Annotated in this window: 25 protein-coding genes; 18 read left to right on the forward strand and 7 right to left on the reverse strand. The window is 72.1% G+C overall.

Annotation, left to right across the window (positions count from 1 at the left end; translation table 11 throughout):
- Positions 1 to 172: 172 nt before the first annotated feature.
- Together AB0C30_RS38100 and AB0C30_RS38105 are read right to left on the reverse strand one after the other, a co-directional pair.
- A complete protein-coding gene (locus AB0C30_RS38100; protein WP_357953175.1) occupies positions 173 to 2029 on the reverse strand; it encodes a propionyl-CoA synthetase in 1857 nt (618 codons plus the stop codon).
- Between the two features lie 168 nt (positions 2030 to 2197).
- Positions 2198 to 4072: an amino acid transporter gene (locus AB0C30_RS38105; protein WP_357953419.1), complete on the reverse strand. Its 1875-nt coding sequence runs from the start codon at positions 4070 to 4072 to the stop codon at positions 2198 to 2200.
- A 300-nt stretch (positions 4073 to 4372) separates the two neighbouring features.
- Here AB0C30_RS38105 and AB0C30_RS38110 point away from each other — a divergent pair, with 300 nt between their 5' ends.
- From AB0C30_RS38110 to AB0C30_RS38130, 5 genes are read left to right on the forward strand one after another with little or no spacing between them, the layout of a single operon-like run.
- A complete protein-coding gene (locus AB0C30_RS38110) occupies positions 4373 to 7006 on the forward strand; it encodes an MXAN_6230/SCO0854 family RING domain-containing protein (RefSeq protein WP_357953177.1) in 2634 nt (877 codons plus the stop codon).
- Complete coding sequence (locus AB0C30_RS38115) at positions 7003 to 7656, forward strand: nucleotidyltransferase domain-containing protein (protein WP_357953179.1); 654 nt, start codon at positions 7003 to 7005, stop codon at positions 7654 to 7656. The genes AB0C30_RS38110 and AB0C30_RS38115 overlap by 4 nt, the downstream gene beginning before the upstream one ends.
- Positions 7653 to 8390 (forward strand): nucleotidyltransferase domain-containing protein, encoded by a 738-nt coding sequence (locus tag AB0C30_RS38120; RefSeq protein WP_357953181.1) that lies wholly within the window; start codon positions 7653 to 7655, stop codon positions 8388 to 8390. The genes AB0C30_RS38115 and AB0C30_RS38120 overlap by 4 nt, the downstream gene beginning before the upstream one ends.
- Before the next feature lie 43 nt (positions 8391 to 8433).
- Complete coding sequence (locus tag AB0C30_RS38125; RefSeq protein ID WP_357953183.1) at positions 8434 to 10785, forward strand: AAA family ATPase; 2352 nt, start codon at positions 8434 to 8436, stop codon at positions 10783 to 10785.
- 17 nt (positions 10786 to 10802) lie between these two features.
- Positions 10803 to 10979, forward strand: coding sequence for a helix-turn-helix transcriptional regulator (locus AB0C30_RS38130; RefSeq protein ID WP_357953185.1), 177 nt, complete (start codon positions 10803 to 10805; stop codon positions 10977 to 10979).
- A gap of 63 nt (positions 10980 to 11042) precedes the next feature.
- Here the strand turns inward: AB0C30_RS38130 and AB0C30_RS38135 are convergent, their stop codons facing one another.
- Together AB0C30_RS38135 and AB0C30_RS38140 are read right to left on the reverse strand one after the other, a co-directional pair.
- On the reverse strand, positions 11043 to 11825 hold the full coding sequence (locus AB0C30_RS38135) for an arylamine N-acetyltransferase (RefSeq protein ID WP_357953187.1): 783 nt from the start codon (positions 11823 to 11825) through the stop codon (positions 11043 to 11045).
- 116 nt (positions 11826 to 11941) lie between these two features.
- On the reverse strand, positions 11942 to 12886 hold the full coding sequence (locus tag AB0C30_RS38140; protein WP_357953189.1) for a GNAT family N-acetyltransferase: 945 nt from the start codon (positions 12884 to 12886) through the stop codon (positions 11942 to 11944).
- Between the two features lie 142 nt (positions 12887 to 13028).
- Between AB0C30_RS38140 and AB0C30_RS38145 the strand changes: the two genes are divergently transcribed.
- Together AB0C30_RS38145 and AB0C30_RS38150 are read left to right on the forward strand one after the other, a co-directional pair.
- Complete coding sequence (locus tag AB0C30_RS38145; RefSeq protein ID WP_357953190.1) at positions 13029 to 14003, forward strand: hypothetical protein; 975 nt, start codon at positions 13029 to 13031, stop codon at positions 14001 to 14003.
- Between the two features lie 11 nt (positions 14004 to 14014).
- Positions 14015 to 14560 (forward strand): hypothetical protein, encoded by a 546-nt coding sequence (locus AB0C30_RS38150; RefSeq protein ID WP_357953192.1) that lies wholly within the window; start codon positions 14015 to 14017, stop codon positions 14558 to 14560.
- A gap of 128 nt (positions 14561 to 14688) precedes the next feature.
- Here the strand turns inward: AB0C30_RS38150 and AB0C30_RS38155 are convergent, their stop codons facing one another.
- Entirely contained in the window at positions 14689 to 15483 is a 795-nt protein-coding gene (locus tag AB0C30_RS38155) for a methyltransferase domain-containing protein (protein ID WP_357953194.1), read from the reverse strand.
- 140 nt (positions 15484 to 15623) lie between these two features.
- Between AB0C30_RS38155 and def the strand changes: the two genes are divergently transcribed.
- Both def and AB0C30_RS38165 read left to right on the forward strand, forming a co-directional pair.
- Positions 15624 to 16163, forward strand: a complete 540-nt coding sequence (gene def, locus AB0C30_RS38160) for a peptide deformylase (protein ID WP_357953196.1) — start codon at positions 15624 to 15626, stop codon at positions 16161 to 16163.
- Between the two features lie 97 nt (positions 16164 to 16260).
- Complete coding sequence (locus AB0C30_RS38165; RefSeq protein ID WP_357953198.1) at positions 16261 to 16623, forward strand: MmcQ/YjbR family DNA-binding protein; 363 nt, start codon at positions 16261 to 16263, stop codon at positions 16621 to 16623.
- Here AB0C30_RS38165 and AB0C30_RS38170 read toward each other — a convergent pair.
- On the reverse strand, positions 16592 to 17455 hold the full coding sequence (locus tag AB0C30_RS38170) for a hypothetical protein (protein ID WP_357953199.1): 864 nt from the start codon (positions 17453 to 17455) through the stop codon (positions 16592 to 16594). The genes AB0C30_RS38165 and AB0C30_RS38170 overlap by 32 nt on opposite strands.
- A 21-nt stretch (positions 17456 to 17476) precedes the next feature.
- On the opposite strand from AB0C30_RS38170, the gene AB0C30_RS38175 reads away from it, so the two are divergent.
- Complete coding sequence (locus AB0C30_RS38175) at positions 17477 to 18082, forward strand: SAM-dependent methyltransferase (RefSeq protein WP_357953201.1); 606 nt, start codon at positions 17477 to 17479, stop codon at positions 18080 to 18082.
- A 15-nt stretch (positions 18083 to 18097) separates the two neighbouring features.
- Here AB0C30_RS38175 and AB0C30_RS38180 read toward each other — a convergent pair whose 3' ends face one another.
- Complete coding sequence (locus AB0C30_RS38180; RefSeq protein WP_357953203.1) at positions 18098 to 19006, reverse strand: hypothetical protein; 909 nt, start codon at positions 19004 to 19006, stop codon at positions 18098 to 18100.
- A gap of 88 nt (positions 19007 to 19094) precedes the next feature.
- On the opposite strand from AB0C30_RS38180, the gene AB0C30_RS38185 reads away from it, so the two are divergent.
- The 8 genes from AB0C30_RS38185 (at position 19095) to ptsP (ending at position 25726) form a co-directional block, all read left to right on the forward strand.
- Positions 19095 to 19856 carry a DeoR/GlpR family DNA-binding transcription regulator gene (locus AB0C30_RS38185; protein ID WP_357953205.1) on the forward strand — a complete coding sequence of 254 codons (762 nt, stop codon included), beginning with the start codon at positions 19095 to 19097 and terminating at the stop codon, positions 19854 to 19856.
- Between the two features lie 34 nt (positions 19857 to 19890).
- Positions 19891 to 20841: a 1-phosphofructokinase gene (gene pfkB / locus AB0C30_RS38190; RefSeq protein ID WP_357953206.1), complete on the forward strand. Its 951-nt coding sequence runs from the start codon at positions 19891 to 19893 to the stop codon at positions 20839 to 20841.
- A 76-nt stretch (positions 20842 to 20917) separates the two neighbouring features.
- A complete protein-coding gene (locus AB0C30_RS38195) occupies positions 20918 to 22090 on the forward strand; it encodes a PTS mannitol transporter subunit IICB (protein WP_357953207.1) in 1173 nt (390 codons plus the stop codon).
- Between the two features lie 3 nt (positions 22091 to 22093).
- Complete coding sequence (locus tag AB0C30_RS38200; RefSeq protein ID WP_357953209.1) at positions 22094 to 22402, forward strand: PTS lactose transporter subunit IIB; 309 nt, start codon at positions 22094 to 22096, stop codon at positions 22400 to 22402.
- A complete protein-coding gene (locus tag AB0C30_RS38205; protein WP_357953210.1) occupies positions 22383 to 22823 on the forward strand; it encodes a PTS sugar transporter subunit IIA in 441 nt (146 codons plus the stop codon). The genes AB0C30_RS38200 and AB0C30_RS38205 overlap by 20 nt, the downstream gene beginning before the upstream one ends.
- Positions 22820 to 23824, forward strand: coding sequence for a zinc-dependent dehydrogenase (locus AB0C30_RS38210; RefSeq protein ID WP_357953212.1), 1005 nt, complete (start codon positions 22820 to 22822; stop codon positions 23822 to 23824). Before AB0C30_RS38205 ends, AB0C30_RS38210 begins: the two co-directional genes overlap by 4 nt.
- An 11-nt stretch (positions 23825 to 23835) precedes the next feature.
- On the forward strand, positions 23836 to 24117 hold the full coding sequence (locus AB0C30_RS38215) for an HPr family phosphocarrier protein (protein WP_225292945.1): 282 nt from the start codon (positions 23836 to 23838) through the stop codon (positions 24115 to 24117).
- Positions 24110 to 25726: a phosphoenolpyruvate--protein phosphotransferase gene (gene ptsP, locus AB0C30_RS38220; protein ID WP_357953214.1), complete on the forward strand. Its 1617-nt coding sequence runs from the start codon at positions 24110 to 24112 to the stop codon at positions 25724 to 25726. The genes AB0C30_RS38215 and ptsP overlap by 8 nt, the downstream gene beginning before the upstream one ends.
- Positions 25727 to 25729: the final 3 nt, after the last annotated feature.

The following is a 25729-nucleotide window of genomic DNA, read 5'->3' on the forward strand; positions in this document are numbered from 1 at the left end:
CCGTCACGACACCGCCCGGGCCAGCAGGCCCTCCCACGCTGTCATTTCCTCTCGGACGTAACCGCCCGGTTTCCAAGCCAGATTCCGCTGAAGAGCAGAGGAATTCCCATGATGGCGCGTTCCATGGCCCTGAGGGAGCGTTTAGGCGGAATGAGCGTTTAGGCGGAATGGGTCAAAGAGCGTCGGCGATCTCCGACAGGGCCGCCGGGTCCTCGATCGTCGAGGGGGCGCGGTAGTCGCGGCCGGCCGCGATGTCGCGCATGGTGGCGCGCAGGATCTTCCCGGACCGGGTCTTGGGCAGGCGGGCCACCACGACGGCGCGGCGGAAGGCGGCGACCGGGCCGATGCGCTCGCGGACCAGGGCCACCAGTTCGCGCTCGACCTCGTCCGGATCACGGTCGGCGCCCGCCTTGAGCACCACGAAGCCGAGCGGGAGCTGACCCTTCAGCGCGTCGTCCACGCCGATCACCGCGCACTCGGCCACGTCGGGGTGGGCCGCGATGACCTCCTCCATCGCGCCCGTGGACAGCCGGTGGCCGGCGATGTTGATGACGTCGTCGATGCGTCCCATGACGTACAGGTAGCCGTCGTCGTCGAGGAAGCCGCCGTCGCCGGTCAGGTAGTGGCCGGGGTAGCGGGACAGGTACGACTCCGCGAAGCGGGCGTCGTCCCGGTAGAGCGTCGGCAGCGCGCCGGGTGGCAGGGGCAGCCTGATCGCGACCGCGCCTTCCACCCCGGGCGGGCACTCCTTCCCTTCTGGGTCCAGGACGCGTACGTCCCAGCCGGGCACGGCCTTGGTCGGCGAGCCCGGCTTGATCGGCAGCGGCTCGACGCCGACGCAGTTGGCCGCGATCGGCCAGCCGGTCTCGGTCTGCCACCAGTGGTCGATGACCGGGATCCCGAGGAGGTCGGACGCCCAGTGGTAGGTGTCGGGGTCGAGCCGCTCCCCGGCCATGAACAGATACCGCAGACCCGACAAATCCCACTTTTGCGCGAAATTTCCGGAGGGATCGTCTTTTTTGATGGCTCGGAGCGCGGTCGGCGCGGTGAACAGCGTCCGTACCCCGTGCGTGGCCACGACCCGCCAGAACGCGCCCGGATCAGGTGTCCCGACCGGCTTGCCCTCGTACAGCACGGTCGTGCACCCGGCCAGCAGCGGCGCGTAGACGATGTAGGAATGGCCGACGACCCACCCCACGTCGGAGGCCGCCCAGTAGACCTCGCCCGGCGCGGCGCCATAGACGTTGGCCATGCTCCAGTGCAGCGCCACGGCGTGCCCGCCATTGTCGCGGACGACGCCCTTGGGCACGCCGGTGGTGCCGGAGGTGTAGAGGATGTAGAGCGGATCGGTGGCCGCCACGCTCACACAGCCGGCGGGCGCGGCGTCGCGTACGGTCTCGGCCCAGTCCAGGTCCCGCCCTTCGGCGAGGTCGGCGGGCGACTCGGGCCGCTGGAGGATCACGCACCGCGCCGGCCGATGCCCGGCCTGCTCCAGGGCGGCGTCGAGCAGCGGCTTGTACGGCACGATCCGAGTCGGCTCGATCCCGCAGGAGGCGGAGAGCACGACCTTGGGCTTGGCGTGGTCGATGCGTACGGCCAGCTCATTGGCGGCGAAGCCGCCGAACACCACGGAGTGCACGGCGCCGAGCCGGGCGCAGGCCAGCATCCCGATCACCGCCTCGGGCACCATCGGCATGTAGATCACCACGGTGTCCCCGGCGACGACGCCGAGGTCACGCAGCATCCCGGCGGTCCGGGACACCGCGTCGAGCAGCTCGGCGTAGCTGAAGCTCCGCACCACCCCGGTCACGGGGCTGTCGTAGATCAACGCGGCCTGCTCGCCCCGTCCGCCGGCGACGTGCCGGTCGACGGCGTTGTGGCAGGTGTTCAGGCGCCCGTCGACGAACCAGCGCCCCTTGTCGAAGACGATCGTGGGGGCCACATCCCACTCGATGTCCCGGGCGGCCTCTCCCCAGAACGCCTCAGGCTCCACGATGCTCCGCTGGTAGACCGCATCATAAGCACTCATAATCCGATCAGATCAGCGCCTCACCCCCGATGGCAAGCGCAAACGGAAGCCACGGCCAAGAAGACGCGCGTAACGGCGCCCGGCCCCGTGCGGGTTCAGCGGCCGTATTCCTGGAGGCCACCCGCCCAGCGCGGCGGGTGGCGGTGGGTGCGGCTGTGCCGTAACAGATCAGCCGACGTGCACCTGAGGGCGGCGGCCGGGCTCCTCCTCGGCCTGGCGCAGGACCTCACGCGTGAGCGGCGGCACGTCACCCCCGCCGAACAGCAGGTATCTCAGCAGCGCCAGCACCGGATTGCCCTCCGCCCAGTGGAAGTACACGTGGGGACGGCGGGCGGACGTGTCGCGCAGATGCAGCAGGATCGCGGCGATCGTGTTGGGCACCGCCGCGCTCGTCGCGGTCAGCACCCCGTAGCCGTGCCGCACCTCGCCGCGCACCAGCACGTCGGACTCGAACTCCGACGTGTCGCCGAGCGTGACCTCCAGGAACAGCATCGGCTCGTCGTCGGGCAGGTGATGGTACTGGCGCGTCTCGCGGTCCTTCTCGGCGTACTCGGCCTCGTCGCGGGCGTCGGGCTCGTTGGCGATGATGCGCAGCTCGCCCGGCGGTAGCTCGTCGATGAGCCGCTTGGCCTCCTCGTCGAGCGCCACCCCCGTCACCCGCAGCTCGGTGGAGCGCGTGGCGCGGGAGATGATCGAGGTGACGATGATCGCCACGACGAAGAACACCGCGATCGACAGGCCGTCGGGGCGTTCGATCACGTTGGCGGCGAAGGTGTAGGTGAGGATCAGCGAGATGAGGCCGAACGCCGCCGCCGCGCCCCGCCGCCCGGCGCGCGCGACCGAGATGGTGACGGCGACCGCGGCCGACAGGATCAGCGCGAGCACGCCGGTGGCGTAGGCGCCGCCCTGCGACTCGACGTTCGCGCCGAACAGGATCGTGATGACGAACGAGATCGCGGTGAACACCAGCACCAGCGGTCGTACGGCCCGCGCCCAGTCGGGCGCCATGCCGTAGCGGGGCAGGTAGCGCGGCACGATGTTGAGCAGGCCCGTCAGCGCCGAGGCGCCCGCGAACCAGAGGATGGCGATGGTGCTGATGTCGTAGAGGGTGCCGAACCAGTCGCCCAGGTACTCGTGCGCCAGATACGCCAGGGCGCGCCCGGCCGCACGGCCGCCCTCCTCGAACTCCTTGTGCGGGATGAGCACGGCCGTGGCGAACCCGCTGAACACCAGGAACACGCTCATGATCAACGCGGCCGTGGTGAGCAGCCGCTTGGCGCCCTTGACGCGCTGCTCCAGGTCGCCCTCGATCTGCGGCATCACGGCGACGCCCGTCTCGAACCCGGACAGGCCGAGGGCGAGCTTGGGCAGCGCGAAGGCGGACAACGCGATCATCGCGAGCGGGCTGGAGTGCCCCGCGGTGAGCGCGTCCTGCCAGTCGCCCACCAGCTCCGGGCGGGACAGCACCTGGGCTATGGCGGTGCCGACGACGACCAGGTTCAGGGCCAGATAGACGGCCACGAGCGCGATGGCCAGCCCGATGGCCTCGCTGAACCCGCGCAGGAAGATCGCGCCGAGCGCGGCGATGAGCAGCAGCGTGATGGGCACCTGCTGACCGGCGAGCGCGTCGGGGAAGAACGGGTTCTGCAGGATGTGGGCGGTCGCGTCGGAGGCCGACAGCGTGATCGTGAAGATGAACGCCGTCGCCACGAACCCGAGCAGCACCAGCACCAGCAGCTTGCCCCACCAGCTCGGCAGCAGGCGTTCGAGCATGGCGATGGAGCCCATGCCGTTGGGGCTCTCGGCCGCCACCACGCGGTAGGTGGGCAGCGCGCCGAACAGCGTCAGCGCCACCAGCATCAGTGTGGCGATCGGCGACAGCGCGCCCGCGGCCAGCGCGGCGATGCCCGGCTGGTAGCCGAGGGTGGAGAAGTAGTCGACACCTGTGAGGCACATGACCTGCCACCAGGAGTGACGCTTGCCGGGATGTTCGTCGTGCATCCCGGACGTCGGCTGCAGCCCGTGTAGCAGCCAGCTCCGCATGGTCACCGGTCGGCCCTTCTCTCCTGGACTCTGTCCTGGTCGAATTCGGAGACCCTATCCATCGGAGCGGCTCTCGCGCATGTCGGGCCTTGCCGGACTGGAAATTCGGCGGACATTTGGCTATTTGTGCCGGTACCGTGGATCACCGGGGTGGCTCTTTGGGCGTGCTTCCTTCTTCATCTTTCAAATGATTCCAGCGCGCCCGCTCTCCACCTCTCCAGAGGTCGCGCGGTGCTCCCACGCGGCCTCTCTCAATGCGAAGGGTCGCTCCGCGGTCTCTAGGGCATCGGAGGTGCCTCCATGAACGGTCCCGCCGAGATCCTGCTGCGCCGTACGCGGGTGGTCGCGCCCGCGCTGCTGGCCGCCGATCCGCGCATGCCCGAAGCCGTCGGCAAGCTGCCCAAGTCCCTGAGCATGACGCGGGCCGATGTGCGGTCCGGGGTGGCGGCGCTGGAGTTCGAGCTGCTGCAGCTGGGCTTCCTGGTGTCGGCGGAGCTGTATCGGGCGCTGGCGGCGCTGTCGTCGAACGAGCTGACGCGCGTCGGGCGGCGGCTGCTGCACGGCCTGCGGGGTGAGCTGGGCGCGGCGGTCTCGCACGTACCCCTGTTCCGGAAATTTCCGGACAGCGTGCCCAGGGACACCGGCGACTTCTACGTGCGGCGGGTGTTCTCGCTGCTGCTGCAGCAGCCGGAGCGGCCGTGCGTCCTGTGCGGGAACGTCGGCACCGTCCACGCCGTGGCGCCCTGCGCGCACCTGGTGTGCCGTTCGTGCTGGGACGGGGCCGACTTCAGCGCCTGCCCCATCTGCCACCGGCGCGTCGACCCGGACGACCCGTTCCTGCTCCCGTCGGAGGAACGCGCGAGCGTCGACCGCGCCGCCGTCACCGCCACCGGCCTGCTGCGTCTCGCGGACGACCCCGCGGCGGCCTGCCGTGAGGTGGCCGTGGACCTGATGACCCGCCGCACCCCCATGCCGCCGCACGACCGGGCCGACCTGGAGGCGCTGCTGGAGGCGTTCTGGCCCGAGTCGGGCGACTGGCTGCCGGAGAGCGTCCCGGTCAAGGAGACGCGCGCCGTCGTGCTCGCCGTCGCGCTGCGCCGCGGCGCCCCCGACGAGCTGCTGCGCAACCATCTGGAGACGGCCACGGACGTGCTGCGGCTGCTGTACGTGCTGATGGACGCCGATCCAGGGCTGCGGATCCGCCCGCGGCGCCGCGTGTCGCTGCCGCGCGCCGTCCGCCGGACCCTGCTGTCGTGCCTGGACGCGATGCCGTACGCGATCGAGGACCTGTTCCGGTACGGCGAGCAGTGGAAGCGCATGGCCGAGGTGCTGCACCCCCACGAGCACCACGCCCGCTACCCGAACGCCGCACTGGCCTTCGCCGCCCTGCGCGGCACCCGGCTCGACTCGGAGACGGCCTTCGGGCGGACCTTGCTGGAGCTGGCCGCGCGGCGGCCGGGGGTGCTGCGGGTGCGCGACGGGCGGCTGGTGGCCACGTCGTTCGCGAGCCGTGTGGAGACGGCCCTGGCCGACGGCCGCCACTCCGACGCGGCCGACCTGCTGGTCCACCGGCCCGGCGAGCTGATGCGGCGGCTGTCGCAGTTGCTCCGCCTCTCCCCCGGCCTGCTGGAGACCCTCGGCCGGGCAGAGGCGGACACCCCCGCCGCCGGACCGGCGGGCGTGGCGACGCCTACCGGACCGGCGGGCGTGGCGACGTCTACTGGGCTGGCGGGTGTGGCGACGCGGGTCGCGCCCGGGGTGCTCCTCGCCGCCCTGGGGCAGTTGCGGACGCCGCCCGGCGGGCTGCGGCTGTTCCTGCCGCGCGGTGGCACCGCGCGCTTCCACACCCGGCCCGACGACCGGCCGCCGCTGCCGGACGAGGTCGTGCTGGAGGCCGAGCGGACGCTGGCCGCCGAGCTGCTGCGCCGCGCCGCCGCGCTCCCCCCGCTGCGGCGGGTGCTGCTGGACGAGGGCCTGGCCGACCTGATCGCGCCGACGTCCGAGCGGACGGCGGTCAAGGCGCTGGTACAGCTGCCGCGCGGCAGCGTCCAGCCCATCCCCGGCGGCGAGCGGCTCCGGTTCTTCCTCCACTGGGCCGAGCCGAAGGACACCCGGGTGGACCTCGACCTGTCCGTGGCCGTCTTCGACGAGCGCTGGGCCTTCGTCGGGCTGTGCGACTACACGAACCTGCGGCTGGGCATCGCCGTCACCCACTCGGGCGACCTGACGTCGGCGCCCGAGCCGCTGGGCGCCTCGGAGTTCATCGACGTGAACGTACGGGCCCTGCGCGGCCGCTACCTCGTGCCGGTCGTCTTCAGCTACAACGACGTGCCGTTCGAGGATCTGGTACGCGGGTTCGCCGGGTTCATGGAGCAGCCGAAGGGGCTGTTCGACCCGCTGGCCGTCCGGCAGCGCTTCGATCTGACGGGGCAGGCCAAGATCCTGGTGCCGCTGGTGGCCGACCTGTGGACGCGGACGATGCGGTGGGCGGACTTCAACCTGGGCGCCGCCGGTTACGGGCACAGCGTGGACGGGAGCGCCGACGAGCTGAGCCTGCTGGGCGCGGCGCTGGAGCAGGCGTTCACGCACCGGGTGACGCTGTGGGAGGTGGGCTGCTGGCACGCCGCCGCGCGCGCCGCCGAGGTCCTCGTCCGAAACCGCCAGGGCGAGCTGGTCCGCTACGAGCGGCGGCCGGGCGAGGACGTGGCCGCGTTCGCCGACCGGCTGATGGCCCGCGCCGACGCCCCGGCCGTCGGGCGGCCCGCGTCGTTCGACGGGGTCGAGCTCGCCATGCTCGTCCAGGGCGACCTGCCCCTGCCCAGCGGCTGCGCGGCGTACGCGCTGCACCCGGACGGCCTCGGTGACGTACACCGGCTTGGAGCGGCCGACCTGCTGGCCGGCCTGTCCCCCGACCCTGTGAAAGTGGCCACGTGAGCGAAGACCTGATCCTCTCGGTCGTGGTGGGGTCGCGGGCCTACGGTCTGGACACCGCCGAGTCCGACACCGACCGGCGCGGCGTGTTCGTGGTGCCGACGGAGGCGTTCTGGCGGCTGGACAAGCCGGTGACGCACCGCGACGGGCCGCTGCCCGAGCAGTTCTCGTGGGAGGTCGAGCGCTTCTGCGGGCTCGCCCTCGACGCGAACCCCACGGTCCTGGAGTGCCTGTGGTCTCCCCTCACGGAGGTGCTCACGCCGGAGGGCGGGCGGCTGCGCGACCTGCGCGGGGCGTTCCTGTCGCGGCGGGCGCACGAGTCGTTCACCCGGTACGCCGACGCCCAGTTCCGCCGCCTCGACCCGGCCGCGCCGAAGTGGAAGCAGGCGATGCACCTGATCAGGCTGCTGCTGAGCGGCCGCCACCTGGTACGCCACGGCGAGCCCCTGATCCAGGTGGGCGACTACCGCGACCGGCTGCTGGCGATCAAGCGGGGCGAGGTGGCGTGGGCGGAGATCGCCGCCTGGCGGGCCGAGCTGACCGGCGACCTGGCCGACGCGGTCGGCGTCCTGCCCGCGGCGCCGGACCGGGCGTCCGTCGAGACGTATCTCGTGGCCGTACGGAGGGCCCACCTGTCCCGGGAGCGCGTGTGAACCTGCCTGCCTGGCTGCCGGAGATCCCCGAAGAGCAGCCGTACCCGCTGGTGTTCGCCACAATCAGCGGCGCGCACCTCTACGGTTTCCCCTCGGCCGACTCGGACGTGGACCTGCGGGGCGTACACCTGCTGCCGCTGCGGGAGGTCGTCGGCCTGCGTACCGGACCAGCGACCCTCGACCGGACCTGGACGCGCGACGGCGTCGAGGTGGACCTGGTCACGCACGACCTGGCCAAGTTCTGCGGGCTGCTGCTGAACCGCAACGGCTACGTCCTGGAACAGCTCCTCTCCCCCTTGGTCGTGTCCTCCTCTCCGCTGCACCAGGAGCTGACGGACCTGGCGCCCGGCTGCCTGACGCGGCATCACGCCCACCACTATCTGGGGTTCGCGCGTACGCAGTGGCGGCTGTTCGAGAAGAACGGGGAGCTCAAGCCGCTGCTCTACACCTTCCGTGTGCTGGCCACCGGCATCCACCTGATGCGCACCGGTGAGCTGGACGCCGACCTGACCCACCTGTTCGCGTACGTCCCGGCGTATCTGCCCGACCTGGTGGCCGCCAAGCGGGAGACCGAGCACGGCCGCGCGCCGGGGGTGAGCACGGCGGGCGACGACGTGACGCGCCTGACCGCCGAGCTGGAGGCGGCCAGGGACTCCTCACCGCTGCCGGAGGCCGCCACGGTCCGGGACGCCATGCACGACCTCGTGGTCCGGGCGCGCCTCGCCACCGCGTGAGGACTGGTCCGGACGTTCCTCGGTACCGCGTGAGGACGACGTCGTGACGGGGGAAACCAGAGGCGACGCGCTCCGGCACATCGAGGAGATCCTGCCGTCGGGCGGCTGTGTGATCGTCGACGGGGTGGCGGGGATCGGCAAGAGCCACCTGCTGGCGGCGGCGATGGCGCTGGGACGCTCGCGCGGGCTGGCGATCGGCGCCGGGCACGCCACCGAACTGGATCGCGTCGCGCCGCTGTCCACCCTGCTCACCGCCCTCACCGTCCTGCCCGGCACACTCACACCGCCGTCACGGCTCGGCGGGTTCCGGGAGATCCACACGCCGCCGTCGCGGCCCGGCGGATTCCGGGAGATTGAGCGGCTCGGTGACGCGATCGAGCGCTTCACCCGGGATCGGCCGCTCATGGTGGTGCTGGATGACGCCCAGTGGGCCGATGAGCTGACCTGCCTGGCGCTGCGACTGCTCGTCCCCGGGCTGAGCTCGTCCCCCGTGACCTGGCTGCTGGCCCGCCGTCCCCTGCCCGCCCAGGAGGCCCTCGACCGGCTGATCGCCGAGGGCGCGCGGCGGCTGTCGCTGCCGCCGCTCACTCCCGGCGAGTCCGCCGAGCTCAGTGCCCGCCTCCTCGGCGCCGAACCCGGCCCGTCGGTGCTGGAGCTGGCCGAAGCCGCCGGCGGCAACCCGTTCCTGCTAGAAGAGGTGCTCACGGCCATGCGGGCGGACGGGCGGGTCACGGTGGCGGACGGGCGCGCCGCGATCACCGGGGCGCCGGACGGGCCCGGCGCGGCAGGGATGGGGCTTCCCCTGCGGTTCCTCGCGCCGGAGCTTCCGCAGCGGTTCGTCGCGACGGGTCTTCCGCAGCGGTTCGTCGCGGCGGTGGAGCGGCGGTTGCGCGACCTGTCGCCGCAGGCCCGCAGGCTGCTGGAGGTGGGGGCGGTGCTCCGGCGCCCGTTCTCGGTGCATGAGGCGGCCGGGCTGCTCGGCGTGCCACCGGTCGGGCTGCTGGCCACCGTGGAGGAGGCCGTCGGCGCGGGAGCGCTGACGGGTGAGGGTGAGCGGCTCGGGTTCAGGCACGATCTGATCAGGGAGGCGGTGTACGGCGGGCTCTCGACGCCGGTCAGAACCGCGCTGCACCGGGAGGCGGCGACCGTGCTCAGGGAGGAAGGGCGGCCACCGGCCGAGCTGGCCGAGCACCTCCTGCACGGCGCCCGGCACGGAGACACGACCGCGATCCGCGAGCTGCGGGCCGCCGCCGAGGAGATGAAGTCCACCGCCCCGTCGGCCGCCGCCGACCTCATGCTGCGCGCCCTCGACCTGGCAGGCGTCCCGGACGCCGCCGTCACGGGCGATCAGCCGACCTCGCCAGGTGGGCCGGTATCCGGGCTGGTCGCCGGGGCGGTGCGGTTGCTGGCCTCCGCAGGACGGCTGGGCGAGGCCCGGCAACTGGCCGACGGTGCCGGTCAGCTGGGCGCGGCCCAGGAGGCGGACGTCGTACTGGGGCTGGCCGAGGCGCTCAAACACGCGGGAGAGGACCGGGCGGTGATCTCGCGGACGGCGCGGGTGCTGGCCCGGCCGGGAGTGCCGGTCGCGGCGCGGGCGCGGCTGCTGGCCGTACAGGCTCACGCGCTCATGATGTCCGGGCGGATCGACGCCGCCGACCTGGCGGCGGCCGAGGCGGTGGCCGGTGGGGAGCCGTTCGGGCAGGTGGTGGGGTTGCAGGCGCGCTCGACCGTGGCCCTGTTCCGGGGCGAGCTCGCCGCCGCGCTGGCGTACGCCGAGGAGTCGGTACGGCTGGCCGACGCGGCCGGCGGGGAGGTGGCGCACAGGCATCCCCGGCTCTGGCTGGGGGCGGCGCTGGTGGCGCTGGATCGGTTCGAGGAGGCGGACGACGCCTACGCCGTCGTGGAGCGGCGGTCCGGGGCGCTGGGCACCGCGTGGTCGATGCCGTTGCGCCACCGGCTGCGGGCCGAGCTCCTGCTGGCCTGGGGGCAGCTGGCCGACGCGGCGGCCGAGGCGGAGGCCGGGCTGCGGGTGGCCGAACAGCTGTCGGCGCCGGCGCTGGTCCCGGCCCTGCTGGGGATACTCGGGTACCTGGCGCTGTCGCGGGACGACGTGGCGAACGGCCGTACCCACCTGGAGCACGGACGTCGTCTCGCCGGCGACCAACCGGGACTCGTGCGGGACGAGCTGCGGTGGCGCATCGGCCTGTTCCGTCAGGCCACCGGCCCGGCGCAAGGAAGCGGTTGGGTCGATGAGATGGCGGGGACGCTGCCGTACCTCATTCTCCAGGAGCCGCAGGCCGCGGCGCGGTTGCGGGCGATCCCGCGCGTCACGGCCCGCGTGCGGGAGCTCGCCGACCGCAATCCCGGAGTCCCGTCGCTCAAGGCCGCGCGCTGACTCCGTCGGAGGTACGTGTGGCCCGGCTGGTCGCTGAGGGGCTGACGAACCGGGAGGTGGCCACGGCCCTGTTCGTGTCACCGCACACGGTCGACAGCCACCTCAGGCACGCCTTCGCCAAGCTGGGCGTGAACAGCCGCGTCGAACTCACCCGCAAGGTGCTGGCCGCCCTCGGCCACGACCCTGGCTCATGACACGACCCTGTGGCTCAGGAAACGGTCACGACCCCGGCGCATGAAGGGGGCACGATCCCTCGTTCACGAATCGGCCGCGGGTCGGCTCGCCAGCCGAGGCAGCAGTTGCGCCGCGTCCGACTCCACGATGTCGATGCCCAGCCGGTCGCGCAGTGCGGCCGCCAGCTCCCGCGCCGTACTCGCGGGGGGCAGGTCCTCGACCCGGATCCGGGCGTCCGCCGTGGTGCGCTGGGCGAGGACATGGTGGACGAACGGCGAGTGCGGATTCGTGGCGACGTAATAGTTGGCCACCTCGAAGTCGCTCGGGTAGTGCGGCTCGTCCTCACGGAAGGCGTACAGCTCGACGTCACCATGATGCAGCACCCAGAAGTCGTCGTCCCTGCCGAGACGCCACCGCCACGGACCCACCTCGGCCGTGGCGCCGTCGGCGAAGGGCAGCGGCTCCACCAGCCCGTCGCCGCCGAAACCCACGTCGGCCAGCCAGCGAGCGCCCGACGCCTCGACGGTCAGCGTGGCGTGTGAGCGCGGCAGGTGGCGGCGGCCCAGCCGGATCCTGGCCAGGTGCCTGGTCAGGGGGAAGCCCAGGCGTTCGAGCACGGCGGCGAACAGCAGGTTGTGCTCATGGCAGTAGCCGCCGCGCCCGCCCGTCACCATCTTGTCCTGCAAGCTCCCGAGGTCGAGGGAGATGCCCCTGCCGAGCACCGCGTCCAGGTTCTCGAACGGGATGGCCAGGACGTGCGCGCGGTGGACGGCGCGTAACGTCTCGCCGGTGGGGTCGCGCGGGCCGTCGTAACCGACGTGAGCCAGATAGGTGTCAAGATCGAGCTTTTCGATGTTCCACGTCATGGCTCCACTCTGCCGGTCGCCACGGCCCGCGCACCATCACGTGTTCACGTGATCAGACGGCGCCGGCTCCCGTGTTCACCGGACCGGCGGCGCCACCGGATCACGTGTTCATGTGGTCAGGCGGCTCCCGCCGACAGGATGAGTCTGACGGCGAAGTTGTGGTAGCCGGACCGCTCGAAGGCCCTGGCCATCGGGACGTTCACGGCGTCGGTGTCGGCGACGATCCGCTCGGCGCCCCGCTCGGCGTGCAGCCGGGTGATCTCGCCGAGCAGGTCGTCGGCGTAGCCGTGGCCGCGGTGCTCGGGCACCACGCCGAGGTAGCCGACCACGGGCCCGCCCGCGTTGGCCGACGGCAGCGCCACGCCGACGAGGTCGCCGTCCGGCGTGTACGCCAGGCGCCACCAGCCCCTGTCGCCCGGCATGCTCCGGTAGTCCTCGACGTCCTCGCGGGCCTGCGCCTCGGGGTCGGTAGTGGCCAGGGCCTGCCGGGTGTGGTGGTCGAGCGTCCCGACGGCCACGCGGCTGAACGCCTCGACGAACACCTCGTCGTCGTCCTCCGCCCGGAACACCAGCCGGTCCGACGCCTCCGGCACCGGCGTGCCCCGCGTCCATTCGTACCTGAGCCGTTCGAGCTCGTCGGTCAGCCCGGCCAGGGCCCCGGCCCGCCACCGCCAGTCGATGGCGGCCGTGACCTTCGGGTCGTCCCGCCAGCCGTTCGCGACGAACACGTGATAGGCGGGCGCGTCGCCGTACCCCTTATGGGCGTGTCGCAGCAGCTCGGCGGCCAGTTCCACGCGGTCGGGCACCGACGGGTGGACCCAGAGGCAGTCGAGCGCGAGCGGGCGGTCATCGTCGGGCAAGCCCCACCAGACGGCGCGGGCGAGGATGCGGCCGTCCTGTTCCGCGACCCAGATGCGGTCGTGGCGGTAATGGCCGGTTTCGAGGAAGGGAAGCAGCCGGTCGGGGTCGGCCCAGCTGATGGGCTCATCGACGGCGCAGTCGAGCAGTCGGTCGAGGTCAGCCTCGACCGTAGAGCGGAAAAGCGTTGTGGCAGAAAGCACGATTCCTCCGGAAAGTTACACCAGCGGACGCGGAGAGCGTCCGGATACCACGGACCATCTCGACGCCTCCCTTCTTCCGGACTTTTCGCGGTCAGCGGGGACTTTATCGCAAATGTAAGGCGAGTTCCGACAGGATAAGGACGTGGGCTCCTACGACGACGACACGCTTCCGCTCCAGCCTCCCGTCCGGCTGCCGGCCGACGACGAGCTGGTGGCGGCCGTACGCGAGACTCCTCTGGCGACCGGCGACGCCGACGCTTCCGCTCATCCGGCGTTCGCGCCGGACGCGGCCGAGGCGCTGCGTGACGGCTCCGACGACAAGGTGCTCCAGGTGTGGGCGGACGTCTGCCGCCGCACGCTGAGCACCGACGAGACGCTGTTCATGGAGGTGGTACGCCTCTATCTGGGCCGCGGCCCACTGACCGACGAGGTGCCCTCCGTCCTGACGGACCTGGGCCTGGTACGCCAGGCGCCGCCGCGCACCCTGACCCCGCTCGGCATCTGGGCGGCCGGGCTGGTGATCGGCGAGGCGACCGGGCAGGACATCCCGGTCATGGGCTCGCTGGCCGGCCGGGACGCCGGCGCGCTGCTGTACGGCCTGCGCTCCTACCCGGAGCCGGAGCGCGACGAGGAGCTCGCCGGCTGGCTGGCCGGCCGGGATCAGGGCGAGGCGGCGGCCGAGATCGCGGCCGCCCTCAGCGAGGTCAGCCCACTGAGCCGGGCCGTCGGCGTGGAACTGCTCGCCACGGGGCTGGGCGACGCGGGCACGCAGGCGCTCGACGGGCTGCTCGGCGCGCCGAGGCTGGGCGCCGTCGTGGCCGCCCGGCTGGGCCGCGAGGAACGGCCGCCGACGCCCGAGGAGATCGCGTGGGCGTTCGTGGACATGGCGGCGGCGCTGCTGGAGTTCGGCGGGGAGGCGGCCGAGGTCATCAAGTCGGTCTCCCAGGGCATGGAGAAGGACGAGCAGGCGGGCACGATCGCCCTCCTGGCCCTCGGCGACCATCCCTGGACCGAACGGGTGCTGCAGGTGTTCATCGACCACCATCCGGACGAGCGGGTGGTGGCGGCGGCCCGCAAGGCGCTGCGCCGGCACGGCCTGATGGACGTCCGAGGGTAGGGTTTCCCGAGATGACGAACCACACGATCAGCCCGCGGACCGGCGTTCTCGGCGCGTACTCCTGCGGTTGCGAGGCTGACCTGCCCGACCTCATGTCCGCCGAGCTGCACGCCTCCGAGACAAACCAGTGCACCGTCTGCCTCGGCTCGGCGGAGCAGCCGGTGCTGCCCGGCCTGGTGCCCGCCATCCTGCCCGGCCTCTCGCGTGGCCTGATGCGCCCCTGCACGGCCTGCGCGGCCACGGGCCGCCGCAGGGAGCAGATCGTCTGGGAGCTGGCCCACGCCGAGGCCGAACAGATGATCACCATGAGCCTGGTGCGGGGTGTGGTGGCGGAGTTCGGCGGGCCGTTCCACCTGTCGGAGGTCGCGGACGCGGTCCGATCGGGCCTCGGACTCCCGCCCGGCCGCATGCCGGTGGGGCCACGGGTCCGCGACCTGCTGCTACGGCTGCAGGCGGCGGGCGAGATCACCATGCTGTCGGCTCCTGACGAGCTGCTGGACGGCGCCGACGTGGTCCTCTACCGCGACCCGCAGTGGGCCCGCACCTCCAGCCTTTAGCGCCGGGGCCACCGAGGTCCCCCTCGGGTTTGGTTCTCCCTGTGACGGGTCCGTCGTGGCTGACGTCCCTAAGGACGGACACCCCCTTCGGGAGGGAAGAGGCACGCGGCCCGTCGGGAGAGAACGGGCTAGCGTGCGATGCGGCAGAGGATTTCGCCGTGGGTGATCGAGATCCAGCCGTCGTCGGCCGCGGCCCACTTCAGCCAGCCCTCGGAGAACCGCCGTAGGTCCTCCTCCGTGGCGGCGCCCGTGGCGAGCGCCTGTTCGGCCATCGCGGACTGCTTGATCCGGTCGGCCCACATCCCGCCCCACCAGGCTCGGTCCTCCGGCGTGGCGAAGCACCAGGTGGACGAGGTGGCGGTGACGTCGTCGAAGCCCGCGGACCTGGCCCACGACAGCAGGCGTCGCCCGGCGTCCGGCTCGCCGCCGTTGCTCCGCGCGATGCGCTGATAGAGCGCCAGCCACTCGTCGAGCTCCGGCAGCAGCGGGTACCAGGCGAACGCGGCATAGTCGCTGTCACGCGCCGCCACCAGGCCGCCCGGCTTCGTCACCCGCCGCATCTCCCGCAGCGCCCGTACGGGGTCGCCGACGTGCTGCAGCACCTGGTGGGCGTGGACGACGCAGAACGTGGCGTCGGGATAGTCGAGCGCGTGCACGTCGGCGACGGCGAACTCGACGTTGCCCACGGCTCCCACTCCGGCCCTGGTCAGCTCCAGCGTCTCCGCGCTCACCTCGGACGCCGTCACGTGCGCCACCCGGCCGGCCAGGTCGGCCGTGATGGTGCCGGGCCCGGCGCCCACGTCCAGCAGCTTCATCTGGGGCTTGAGGTGGGGCAGCAGGTACGCGGCCGAGTTCTCGGCGGTGCGCCAGCGGTGGGAGCGCAGCACGGACTCGTGGTGGCCATGGGTGTAGACGGCGTCCATCGAAACTCCTTCGTCTCGCCTCGGTAGGACGACCATAGCCTCTATCTCACAATTCAAGAATATATGTCTCATTATATGAGCAACATTGAGTGCTGATCATCTCCTGGTCGCTCGTACACTTTGTGGCGACACATCCGCATGTGGAAAGGGCACTGGTCGTGGGAGAGGTCCGGCCGATCGTTCAGGTGGGAGACCCGGTGCTGCATACGCCCTGCGAGCCGGTCACCCGGTTCGACGGAGCGCTGGCGGCGCTGGTGGAGGACATGTTCGCGAGCATGTACGCGGCGGAGGGCGTGGGCCTGGCCGCCAACCAGATCGGCGTGGCGTTGCGGGTGTTCGTCTACGACTGCCCCGACGAGAACGGCGACCGGCACAAGGGCGTCGTGGTCAACCCATCGCTCGAACTGCCCGGACTCGGCGAGCGGCACCTCGACGCGGGCGAGGAGGGCTGCCTGTCGGTCCTGGGCCAGTACGCCCCGCTCCCCCGCCCCGACCACGCCACCGTGCGCGGCTTCGACGCCGAGGGCGCGCCGGTCACGGTCGAGGGCACCGGCATGCTGTCGCGCTGCCTGCAACACGAGACGGACCACCTCGACGGCTATCTCTACATCGACCGCCTCCCGGCCAAGCGCCGCAAGCAGGTGCTGGCGGCGTACGAGGAGTCCCGCGCCGTGAGGTAACCACGGAAAGGGGACTGCCCGCGGAAAGTGGGCTGCCCGCGAAAAGTGGGCTGCCCGCGAAAAGTGGACTAAAGCGGAAATGGACTACGGTGGCGATGTGATCACGGTGGAGGACGTGCGGCGGCTGGCGATCACGCTCCCGCGCTCGTCGGAGCATCTCATCAGAGACCGGATCAAGTTCCGCGTCGGCTCGATCGTCTACGTCGCCTTCTCCCGCGACGAGACCCTCATGGGCTTCGGCTTCCCCAAGGAGGAGCGGGCCGCCCTGGTGGCGGCCGAGCCGGACAAGTTCCTGCTGCCCGGCGAGTCCGACATGCGGTTCAACTGGGTTGTCGCGCGACTGGCCGCCATCGACGCCGACGAGATGCGGGAGCTGGTCGTCGAGGCGTGGCGGCTGGCGGTCCCGAAAAAGGTCTACGCCGCCTACATCAGCTCAGCCGGTCAACACCCAACGCGCTGATCAGCAGGCGCTCCTTGCGGTTGCCGAGCAGGCGGGCCGTCCAGTCGACGAAGCCCCCGTCACCCAGCTCCACGCCGTCCGCGTAGATCTTGAAACACAGCCCTGTGTAGTAGCCCCGCCCGGACTGCCGGTCCAGGTCGTCCGTCGCGCCGATTCCGTCCGCCACCCGCGCGAAGCGAGGGTGGAGGACGGTGAGGCGGACCTCCGGCTCGGGGATGCCGCACGCCCGGACGGCGTCCGTCAGCACGCCCAGGTGCTCGGCCAGATGACGGCGTTCGAACGCCAGGTTCCCCGTGTCCCGGTCGCCCGACACCAGCGCGAAGAGGCCGAAGTGCGCGGACATCCCCGCGCCCGCGAAGTGCTGCGCCCGCACCACGCGCTGGAACGCGGCCAGCCGTACCGGACCGGTGGAGCGGCGCCGCCGGACGGACGCCTCCAGTGCGAGGGCGTTCGTCGGGTCGGCCGCGACCTCGGTGTTCCTGATCGTGGTGATCACCTTGTTCTGGTCCACGGTGGCCGGCGCCGAGTGCGCCCCGAGCGGCGCGACCGGCGCCAGCGTGAGCAGTTCGAAAGCGTCCGGTACGACCGACAGCACCGCGTCCTCGGCCCGGCGGACGCGCTCGAACGGCACCGTGGCCGGCCCCACGAACCGGTCGGTCGTGTAGCGGCGCAGCACATCGGCCGGGGTCAGGCCTTTCGCCCGCACCCGCATGACTTCGAGCAGCAGTGTGGTGAGGTCGGCGCCGGACAGCCGCTCGGCCAGCACGTCGAGGATCTCGGGACCGCCCGCTTTGCTGAGGACCCGCCGCAAAGCCGTTGATTCATCACCCATCACCCAAGCATGATCGTGATCATGAGTGAGCGCGACTGGATTACCTGGCACGACCACTACGACACGCCCGGCTCCTCCCTGAGCCGGCGGCTGGCCGTGGTACGAGAACGCGTCCGGCTCGCCCTTGACGCCGGCGCCGAACGGGTGGTGAGCCTGTGCGCCGGACAGGGCCGCGACCTGCTGCCCGTGCTCGCCGGCCACCCCCGCCGGGACCGCGTACGCGCCCGACTGGTGGAGCTCGACGAGCACAACGCCCGGATCGCCGAGCGTGACGCGCCGGACGGCGTCGAGGTGGTGTGCGGCGACGCCGCGCTGACCGACGCCTACGCGAGCGCCGTGCCCGCCGACCTGGTTCTCGTCTGCGGGATCTTCGGCAACATCAGTGACGCCGACATCCGGCGTACGGTCGCCACGCTCCCCCGCCTCTGCGCGCCCGGCGCGACCGTGATCTGGACCAGGGGCCGCCACGAACCCGACCTGCTGACGACGATCTGCGACTGGTTCGAGCAGGACGAGTTCGAGCGGATCCACCTGGACAGCGACGGCCACTACGGCGTCGGCGTGCACCGCTACACCGGCCCGCCCAGGCCGCTGGAGCCGGGCGTCCGGATGTTCACCTTTCTTTAGGACGCACTCCGGTCTTTAGGACACGCTCCGGTACAGGCTCTGGGTCAGCCCGGTGATGCGCTTGACCGAGGAGCTCCAGGTGCCGCCCACGGGGTGCGCCGTGAGCAGTGCCATGATGAACCGGTCGTCCTTGCCCAGCAGGCCGGTGGTGTGCAGCACCGGACGGCCGTAGTCGGGCACGCCGGACCCGGTGGCCCGTGACGCGACCCCGCTGATCGACAGGTCGGCCCCCGGCGCCCGCAGCGGGACCGGGTTCACCGAGGCGCCGGTGCCGCACTTGGTGGGCGCGACCTCGCCGAACCCCGACCAGCCCTGCTTGACCGCCCACGGCTTGGGCACCGCGCGCGGGATGCCGAAGTACTGGTCGAAGCCGTCGGTGCCGCACGGCGTGGAGTTGCGCAGGTGCCCCAGGATCGTCTCCCGCACCCCGGGCGCCGCCGTGTCGAGCAGGTAGCGGTACGTCCGCACGATGTCGTACGCGCTCAGCGACGTGTAACCCCAGAACCCCGGCTTGGACGCGGGCGGCGGTGCGGTGTCGGACAGGCCGAGCTTGCGCGCCATCCGCTGGACGATCGCGCCCTTGCCGCCGCGGTTCCAGAACGTGGTGGCCGCGCCGTCGTCGCTGGAGCGCAGCATGACCTTGAGCAGCCGGGCGTCGGCCGCGGGGACGCTCTTGCGCTTCTCCAGGTAGTCGATCGCGATCAGGATCTTGACGACCGAGGCCGAGCGGAACTTGCGGTGCGCGTTGCGGGTGGCGACGAACTTGCCCGCCTTCCTGTCGAACACCAGCCACGACGCCGTCGTACCGGCCGGCACCGTCGGAGGCTTGACGCCATCGGTGGACGCGGCCGCCGGCGGCCCGGCGACGCATGCCACGGCGAGAGGTAAGGCTACCGCGACGGCGGCCCAAGGCTTGGTTCGCATCCGACATACCTACCAGAGTCTTGACCTTCCAACAGAGTCGGGTATAAACACAGATGAAACCACATTGAAACGGCGGTGAATCAACATCATGTACGCCGAGGAGCGGCAGCAGGAGATCCTTCGCAGGGCCCGCGCCGCGGGCCGTGTCGACGTGGTGTCGCTGGCCGGCGAGCTCGACGTGACCACCGAGACGATCCGCCGCGACCTGACCGCGCTGGAGCGGGCGGGCGTGCTGCGCAGGGTGCACGGCGGCGCGATTCCCGTGGAGCGGATGGGGTTCGAGCCCGCGCTCGCCACCCGCGACGAGGTGATGACCGCGGAGAAGGAACGCATCGCCAAGGCCGCCCTGGCCGAGCTGCCGGAGGACGGCTCGGTCATCATCGACGCCGGCAGCACCACCGGCCGCCTGGTGCAGATCCTGCCCGCCGACCGGGAGCTCACGGTCGTGGTCAACTCACCGCCGCTGGCCACCGCGCTGGCCGCCCGCGCCAACATCAGCGTCATCATGCTCGGCGGCCGGCTGCGCGGCCGGACGCTGGCCACCGTGGACGACTGGGCGTTGCGGCCGCTGTCCCAATTGCACGTGGACGTGGCGTTCATGGCGACGAACGGCTGCTCGGTCGCCAAGGGCCTGACCACGCCCGATCCGGCGGAGGCGGCGATCAAGCGGGCGATGGTGTCGGCCGCGGAGCGCAGCGTGCTGCTGGCCGATCACACCAAGTTCACCAACACCTACCTCGCGAGCTTCGCCGAGCTGAGCGAGATCGACGTGGTGATCACCGACGCGGGGCTCGACCTCGCCCTGGCCGCCGACCTGTCCGCCGCCGGCCCGGAGGTGGTCCGCGCATGACCCCTTACAGAGACCTCGGCGGAGGGTGGCGGCCATGATCCTCACGCTGACGCTCAACCCCAGCCTGGACCGCACGATCGAGATCGGCTCGCTCGACCGGGGAGCCGTCATCCGGGCCGCCGCCGCCCGCCTGGACCCCGGCGGCAAGGGCGTGAACGTCTCGCGCGCGCTGCTCGCCAACGCGGTCGCCTCGCGCGCGGTGGTCCCGTTCGGCGGCGACGAGGGCAGGCAGCTCGTCCGCCTGCTCACCCTCGAAGGGCTCGACATGGTGACGGTCCCGGTGACCGGCACGACCCGGTCGAACGTCACCCTGGCCGAGCCCGACGGCACCATCACCAAGATCAACGAACCCGGCACCGCCCTGTCCCCCGGCGAGCTGGACACGATCGCCGACACCGTACTGGCCGCCGCGCACGAGGCCGACTGGGTGGTGGCCTCGGGCAGCCTGCCACCGGAGGTGCCCGCCGACGTCTACGCCAGGCTCTGCCGCCGCTTCGCCGGCGCGGGCATCCACGTCGCCGTCGACACCAGCGGCCCGGCGCTGGCCAACGCGCTGGCCGCCGGGCCCGCCCTGGTCAAGCCGAACCTGGAGGAGCTGGCCGCCGCCACCGGCATGCCGATCCGCTGTCTCGGCGACGTGGTGGAGGCCGCGGGCAAACTCCGGGCGGCGGGCGCGCGTACGGTCCTGGCCAGCCTCGGCGCCGACGGCGCGGTTCTCGTCGAGGACGGCGGCATCTGGTACGGCCACGCCACGGTGACCGAGCCGCGCAGCTCGGTCGGGGCCGGGGACGCCATGCTGGCGGGCTTCCTCGCCGGCGGCGGGCACGGCGAGCGGGCCCTGGTCGAGGCGCTGGCCTGGGGCGCGGCGGCGGTGTGCCTGCCGGGCAGCCGGATGCCCGGACCGGCCGACATCCGCCCCGACGGCGTCCGCACCGGCCCGCCCGTCCTGACCCGCCCGCTGGAATCCCCCGCCGACCCCACCTGACCCCCTCCTGGAAGCCCTCGCCGACCCGACTTCGACATACCAGGAACCTGCTCATCCCCCCGAAGGAGCACGTCCAATGGCCGAAACCTACACACCCCCGGTCTATGGGACCGGGGCCAAGGCCACCATCCAGCGCATCGGCGGCCACCTGGCCGGCATGATCATGCCGAACATCGGCGCGTTCATCGCCTGGGGGCTGATCACCGCGCTGTTCATCCCCACCGGCTGGCTGCCGAACGCGGCGCTGGGCGCGATGGTCGACCCGATCATCAAGACGCTGCTGCCCATCCTCATCGCCTACACCGGCGGCCGGATGGTCCACGGGCAACGCGGCGCGGTGGTGGGCGCGGTCGCGGTGATGGGCGTCATCGTGGGGTCGGACATCCCGATGTTCCTGGGCGCCATGATCATCGGCCCACTCACCGCCCTGATCCTGAAATATGTGGACAAGTTCACGGAGGACCGGACCAAGTCCGGCTTCGAGATGCTCGTCGACAACTTCACCGCGGGCATCGTCGGCGCCGCCATGGCCATCGTGGGGATGTTGGCCATCGGGCCGGTCGTCCGCGTGGTGACCACGGCCGCGGGCAACGCGGTCGAGTGGCTCATCGTCAACAACCTGCTGCCCCTCGCCTCGGTCCTCATCGAGCCCGCCAAGGTGCTGTTCCTCAACAACGCCGTCAACCACGGCGTCCTCGGGCCGCTCGGCGTCGCCGAGTCCGTCAAGCACGGCAAGTCGATCCTGTTCATGCTGGAGTCGAACCCGGGCCCCGGGCTCGGCCTGCTCATCGCGTTCCTGCTGTTCGGCCCGCGCCCGCTGCGCCCGAGCACGCCCGCCGCGATGATCATCCACTTCTTCGGCGGGATCCACGAGATCTACTTCCCGTACGTCCTGATGAAGCCCCGCCTCATCCTCGGGGTCATCGCGGGCGGCGCGGCCGGCGTGTTCACCTTCATGATCACCGGTGCAGGGCTGGTGGCGACTCCTTCGCCGGGCAGCATCTTCGCCTACCTGGCGGTGACGCCGAAGGGCGGCTGGCTGGGCGTGATCGCCGGCATCCTCGTGGCCACCGCCGTGTCGTTCGCGGTCTCCTCGCTCCTGCTCGGCTTCGGCCGCGGCGAGAAGGAGGAGCCGCCGGAGGACACCCCGGAGGCCGCCGCCGCCCCCGAACCCACGGCCGACCGCGTCGAGGAGAGCGGCGCGAACGACCGCGACACCCAGGCCCAGCCCGTCGCCAAGGAGGCGTGAACCATGGCCAGCATCGACAGCAAGGACATTCACAAGATCATCGTGGCCTGCGACGCGGGCATGGGCAGCAGCGTCATGCTCGCCAGCCAGCTGCGCAAGCAGCTCAAGGACACCGGCGTCACCGTGGAGCACACGCCGGTCAACGAGATCCCGGCCGACGCCGACGTGGTGGTCTGTCACTCCGGGCTCGCCGCCCGGGCCAGGGTCTCGGCGCCGGGCAAGGTGCTGGTGTCCTTCCAGATCTTCCTCGGCGACCCGGCCGTGACCAAGCTGGTCGCCACCATCAAGAACGGTGGCACGGTCGATGCGTGACGACCTGCTCGATCCGCGCGCCGTACTCCTGCACGAGAGCGCGGCCGACCGGGACGAGGCGATCAGGCGGTGCGGACGCGCCCTGGTGGAGGTGGGCGCGGTCGCCGAGCCGTACATCGACGCCATGCTCGAACGCGAACAGACGATCTCCACCTACGTCGGCGAGGGCGTGGCCATCCCGCACGGCACCGCGGCCGCCAAGGAGGTCGTCCGGCACGACGCGATCTGCGTCGTACGCTTCCCGGACGGCGTCGACTGGGGCGGCGAGCCCGTCACCCTCTGCGTCGGCATCGCCGCGAAGAACGACGGGCACGTACAGCTGCTGGCGGCGCTCGCCGACATCCTGCTCGACCCCGAACGCGCCAGAGCACTCCGTGAGGCGACGGAGGTCGGCCAAGTCATGAAGGAGCTCAGATCGTGAAGGTCGCCCGTTTCCACGCCCCAGGGGACATCCGCGTGGAGGACGCGCCGGAGCCGGTCGCCGGTCCCGGCGAGCTGAAGATCCGGGTACGCAACTGCTCGACCTGCGGCACCGACGCCAAGATCTTCAAGCACGGCCACCACCACATCCGCCCGCCCCGGGTGATGGGCCACGAGATCGCCGGCGAGGTGGTCGGCACAGGCGAACGCGTGCAGGTCATCGCGGCCATTCCGTGCGGCACCTGCGAGGAGTGCCGGCGCGGCCGCCTCACCGTCTGCCCGAACCAGGAGTCGATGGGTTACCACTACGACGGCGGTTTCGCCGAGTACATGGTGATCCCGGCGAAAGTGCGGGCCGTCAACGGCGTCAACGTCATCCCGTCAGGCGTCGGTTTCGCCGAAGCGTCGGTGGCCGAGCCGCTCGCCTGCGTGCTGAACGGCCAGTCACTGGCGCGGGTCGGCCCGGGTGACGACGTGGTCGTCATGGGCGCGGGCCCGATCGGCTGCCTGCACGTGCGGCTGGCCCGCGCGCGCGGCGCCGCGCGGGTGTTCCTGGTGGACGTGAACGCCGACCGGCTGGCGATGGCGGCGGAGCTGGTACGCCCCGACGCCGTCGTCGACACCGACGCGGTGGACCAGGTGCTCAAGCTGACCGGTGGCCGCGGCGCCGACGTGGTGATCACGGCGGCGGCCTCCGGCGCGGCCCAGGAGCAGGCCCTGCGCATGGCGGCCAGGCAGGCCAGGATCAGCTTCTTCGGCGGCCTGCCCAAGGACGCCCCGATCATCGCCCTGGACTCCAACCTGGTGCACTACCGCGAGCTGACCATCGTCGGCGCGAACGGCTCCAGCCCGGCGCACAACGCCGAGGCCCTCGGGCTGATCGCCGAAGGTCTGGTGCCGGTGGCGGACCTGATCACCCACCGGCTGCCGCTGTCCCAGGTGCTCGACGGGATCGACCTCGTCAGCCGGGGCGCGGCCATCAAGGTCACGATCGAGCCCTGAGGGGGGTTGTGATGGCACAACGTACGGTGACGGTGGCATCGGCGAGCGGCCTGCACGCGCGGCCCGCGAAGCTGTTCGTCCAGGAGGCGGTGCGGCTGGGGGTTCCGGTGCGGATCCGGGTGGGCGAGAAGTCGGTGCCCGCGAACAGCATGCTCGGCGTGCTGTCGCTCGGCGCCACCCAGGGCACCGAGGTGACGCTGGAGTCGGACGCGCCGGGCGCGGACGCCGCGCTGGACGCGCTGGTGGCGCTGCTCGCCCAGGATCTGGACGCGGAAGGGGCCCTCGATGGCTGACCCCGGCCGACCGGCCGAGGTCCCGCCGGATACGGAGTTGGCAGGGCTGGGGGTCAGTCAGGGGCGGGCCGCGGGGCCGGTGATACGCATGGCGCCGCCGCCCGTACTTCCCAGCCCCCGACAGGTCGCCGACCCTGCCGCAGAGTCCGCCGCAGTAGTGAAGGCCCTGGAGTCGGTCACCGCCGACCTGCGGCAACGCGGCGCCCTCGCGGGTGGCGGTGACGCGGCGGAGATCCTCGACGCCCTCGCCATGATCGCCGACGACCCGATGCTGCGCGAAGACGCCGAGGCCGCCGTCCGCGACGGCCTGGACGCGCCCCACGCCCTGGACGCCGCCTTCACCCACCACCGCGAGACCCTGGCCGCCCTGGGCGGCTACCTCGCCGAGCGGGCCGCCGACCTGGACGACCTCAAGCACCGCGCCGTCGCCGCCTGCCTGGGCCTGCCGATGCCCGGCATCCCCGCCCCCGGCCACCCGTACATCCTGGTGGCCGAGGACCTCTCCCCCGCCGACACGGCGGGCCTGGGCACGGACGTGGTGGCGCTGGTCACCGAGAAGGGCGGCCCGACCAGCCACACCGCGATCCTGGCGCGCGGCCGCGGCCTGCCCGCCGTGGTCGCCTGCGCGGGCATCACCGACCTGGCCGACGGCACGGTCATCTCGGTCGACGGCAAGACCGGTCAGGTCGGCGTCGGCCTGACGGACGAGGCCGTGGCGGAGCTCCGCAGGAGCGACCGGGAGGAACGCGCGCGCCTGGCGAACAGCAGCGGCCCCGGCAGGACGGCCGACGGCCACCCGGTCAAGCTGCTGCTCAACATCGGCTCGGCCGCCGACCTCCGGCCGGGCGCGGAGGGGGTCGGGCTGTTCAGGACCGAGTTCCTGTTCCTGGACCGCAAGCAGGAGCCGTCGTTCGAGGAGCAGGTGGCCGCCTACGCCGAGGTGTTCGCGCGGGCCGGGACGGTCGTGGTGCGCACGCTCGACGCGGGCACGGACAAGCCGCTGCCGTTCCTCGGCCTGCCGCCGGAGCCGAACCCGGCGCTCGGCATCCGCGGCCTGCGGGTGGATCGGGTGCTCCCGGCCGTACTGGACACGCAGCTCGACGCGATAGCGGAGGCGGCCCGCGCGACGGGCGCCGACGCCTGGGTGATGGCCCCGATGGTCACCACCCCGGCGGAGGCGGCCGGCTTCGCCCGCCGCGCCCGCGCCCGGGGGCTCACCCGGGTCGGCGCGATGGTCGAGGTGCCGGCCGCCGCCCTGCTGGCCGACCGCCTGCTGGCGGAGGTGGACTTCCTCAGCATCGGCACCAACGACCTCAGCCAGTACACCTTCGCGGCCGACCGTCAGCACCCCGGCCTGGCCGACCTCCTGGACCCGTGGCAGCCCGCGCTCCTGAAGCTCATCGCCGCCTGCGCGGACGCCGGCCGCGCCGCCGGCAAGCCGGTCGGCGTCTGCGGGGAGGCCGCCGGCGATCCCCGGCTCGCCCCGGTGCTGGTGGGATTGGGGGTGACGAGCCTGTCCATGGCGGCGGTGTGCGTGCCGTCCGTACGCGAGGAGCTGTCCCAGCACTCCCTGGAGGAGTGCCGCGAGCTGGCGGCACTCGCCCGGTGACGG

Source organism: Nonomuraea sp. NPDC048901, from assembly GCF_040649695.1.
GTDB lineage: Bacteria > Actinomycetota > Actinomycetes > Streptosporangiales > Streptosporangiaceae > Nonomuraea.

Excerpts from the sequence above, each read along its gene's own strand:
- AB0C30_RS38100 (WP_357953175.1), bottom strand. The coding sequence starts at position 2,029 with ATGAGTGCTTATGATGCGGTCTACCAGCGGAGCATCGTGGAGCCTGAG.
- AB0C30_RS38105 (WP_357953419.1), bottom strand. The coding sequence starts at position 4,072 with ATGCGGAGCTGGCTGCTACACGGGCTGCAGCCGACGTCCGGGATGCAC.
- AB0C30_RS38110 (WP_357953177.1), top strand. The coding sequence starts at position 4,373 with ATGAACGGTCCCGCCGAGATCCTGCTGCGCCGTACGCGGGTGGTCGCG.
- AB0C30_RS38135 (WP_357953187.1), bottom strand. The coding sequence starts at position 11,825 with ATGACGTGGAACATCGAAAAGCTCGATCTTGACACCTATCTGGCTCAC.
- AB0C30_RS38150 (WP_357953192.1), top strand. The coding sequence starts at position 14,015 with ATGACGAACCACACGATCAGCCCGCGGACCGGCGTTCTCGGCGCGTAC.
- AB0C30_RS38155 (WP_357953194.1), bottom strand. The coding sequence starts at position 15,483 with ATGGACGCCGTCTACACCCATGGCCACCACGAGTCCGTGCTGCGCTCC.
- AB0C30_RS38170 (WP_357953199.1), bottom strand. The coding sequence starts at position 17,455 with ATGGGTGATGAATCAACGGCTTTGCGGCGGGTCCTCAGCAAAGCGGGC.
- AB0C30_RS38175 (WP_357953201.1), top strand. The coding sequence starts at position 17,477 with ATGAGTGAGCGCGACTGGATTACCTGGCACGACCACTACGACACGCCC.
- AB0C30_RS38180 (WP_357953203.1), bottom strand. The coding sequence starts at position 19,006 with ATGCGAACCAAGCCTTGGGCCGCCGTCGCGGTAGCCTTACCTCTCGCC.
- AB0C30_RS38185 (WP_357953205.1), top strand. The coding sequence starts at position 19,095 with ATGTACGCCGAGGAGCGGCAGCAGGAGATCCTTCGCAGGGCCCGCGCC.
- pfkB (WP_357953206.1), top strand. The coding sequence starts at position 19,891 with ATGATCCTCACGCTGACGCTCAACCCCAGCCTGGACCGCACGATCGAG.
- AB0C30_RS38195 (WP_357953207.1), top strand. The coding sequence starts at position 20,918 with ATGGCCGAAACCTACACACCCCCGGTCTATGGGACCGGGGCCAAGGCC.
- AB0C30_RS38200 (WP_357953209.1), top strand. The coding sequence starts at position 22,094 with ATGGCCAGCATCGACAGCAAGGACATTCACAAGATCATCGTGGCCTGC.
- AB0C30_RS38215 (WP_225292945.1), top strand. The coding sequence starts at position 23,836 with ATGGCACAACGTACGGTGACGGTGGCATCGGCGAGCGGCCTGCACGCG.
- ptsP (WP_357953214.1), top strand. The coding sequence starts at position 24,110 with ATGGCTGACCCCGGCCGACCGGCCGAGGTCCCGCCGGATACGGAGTTG.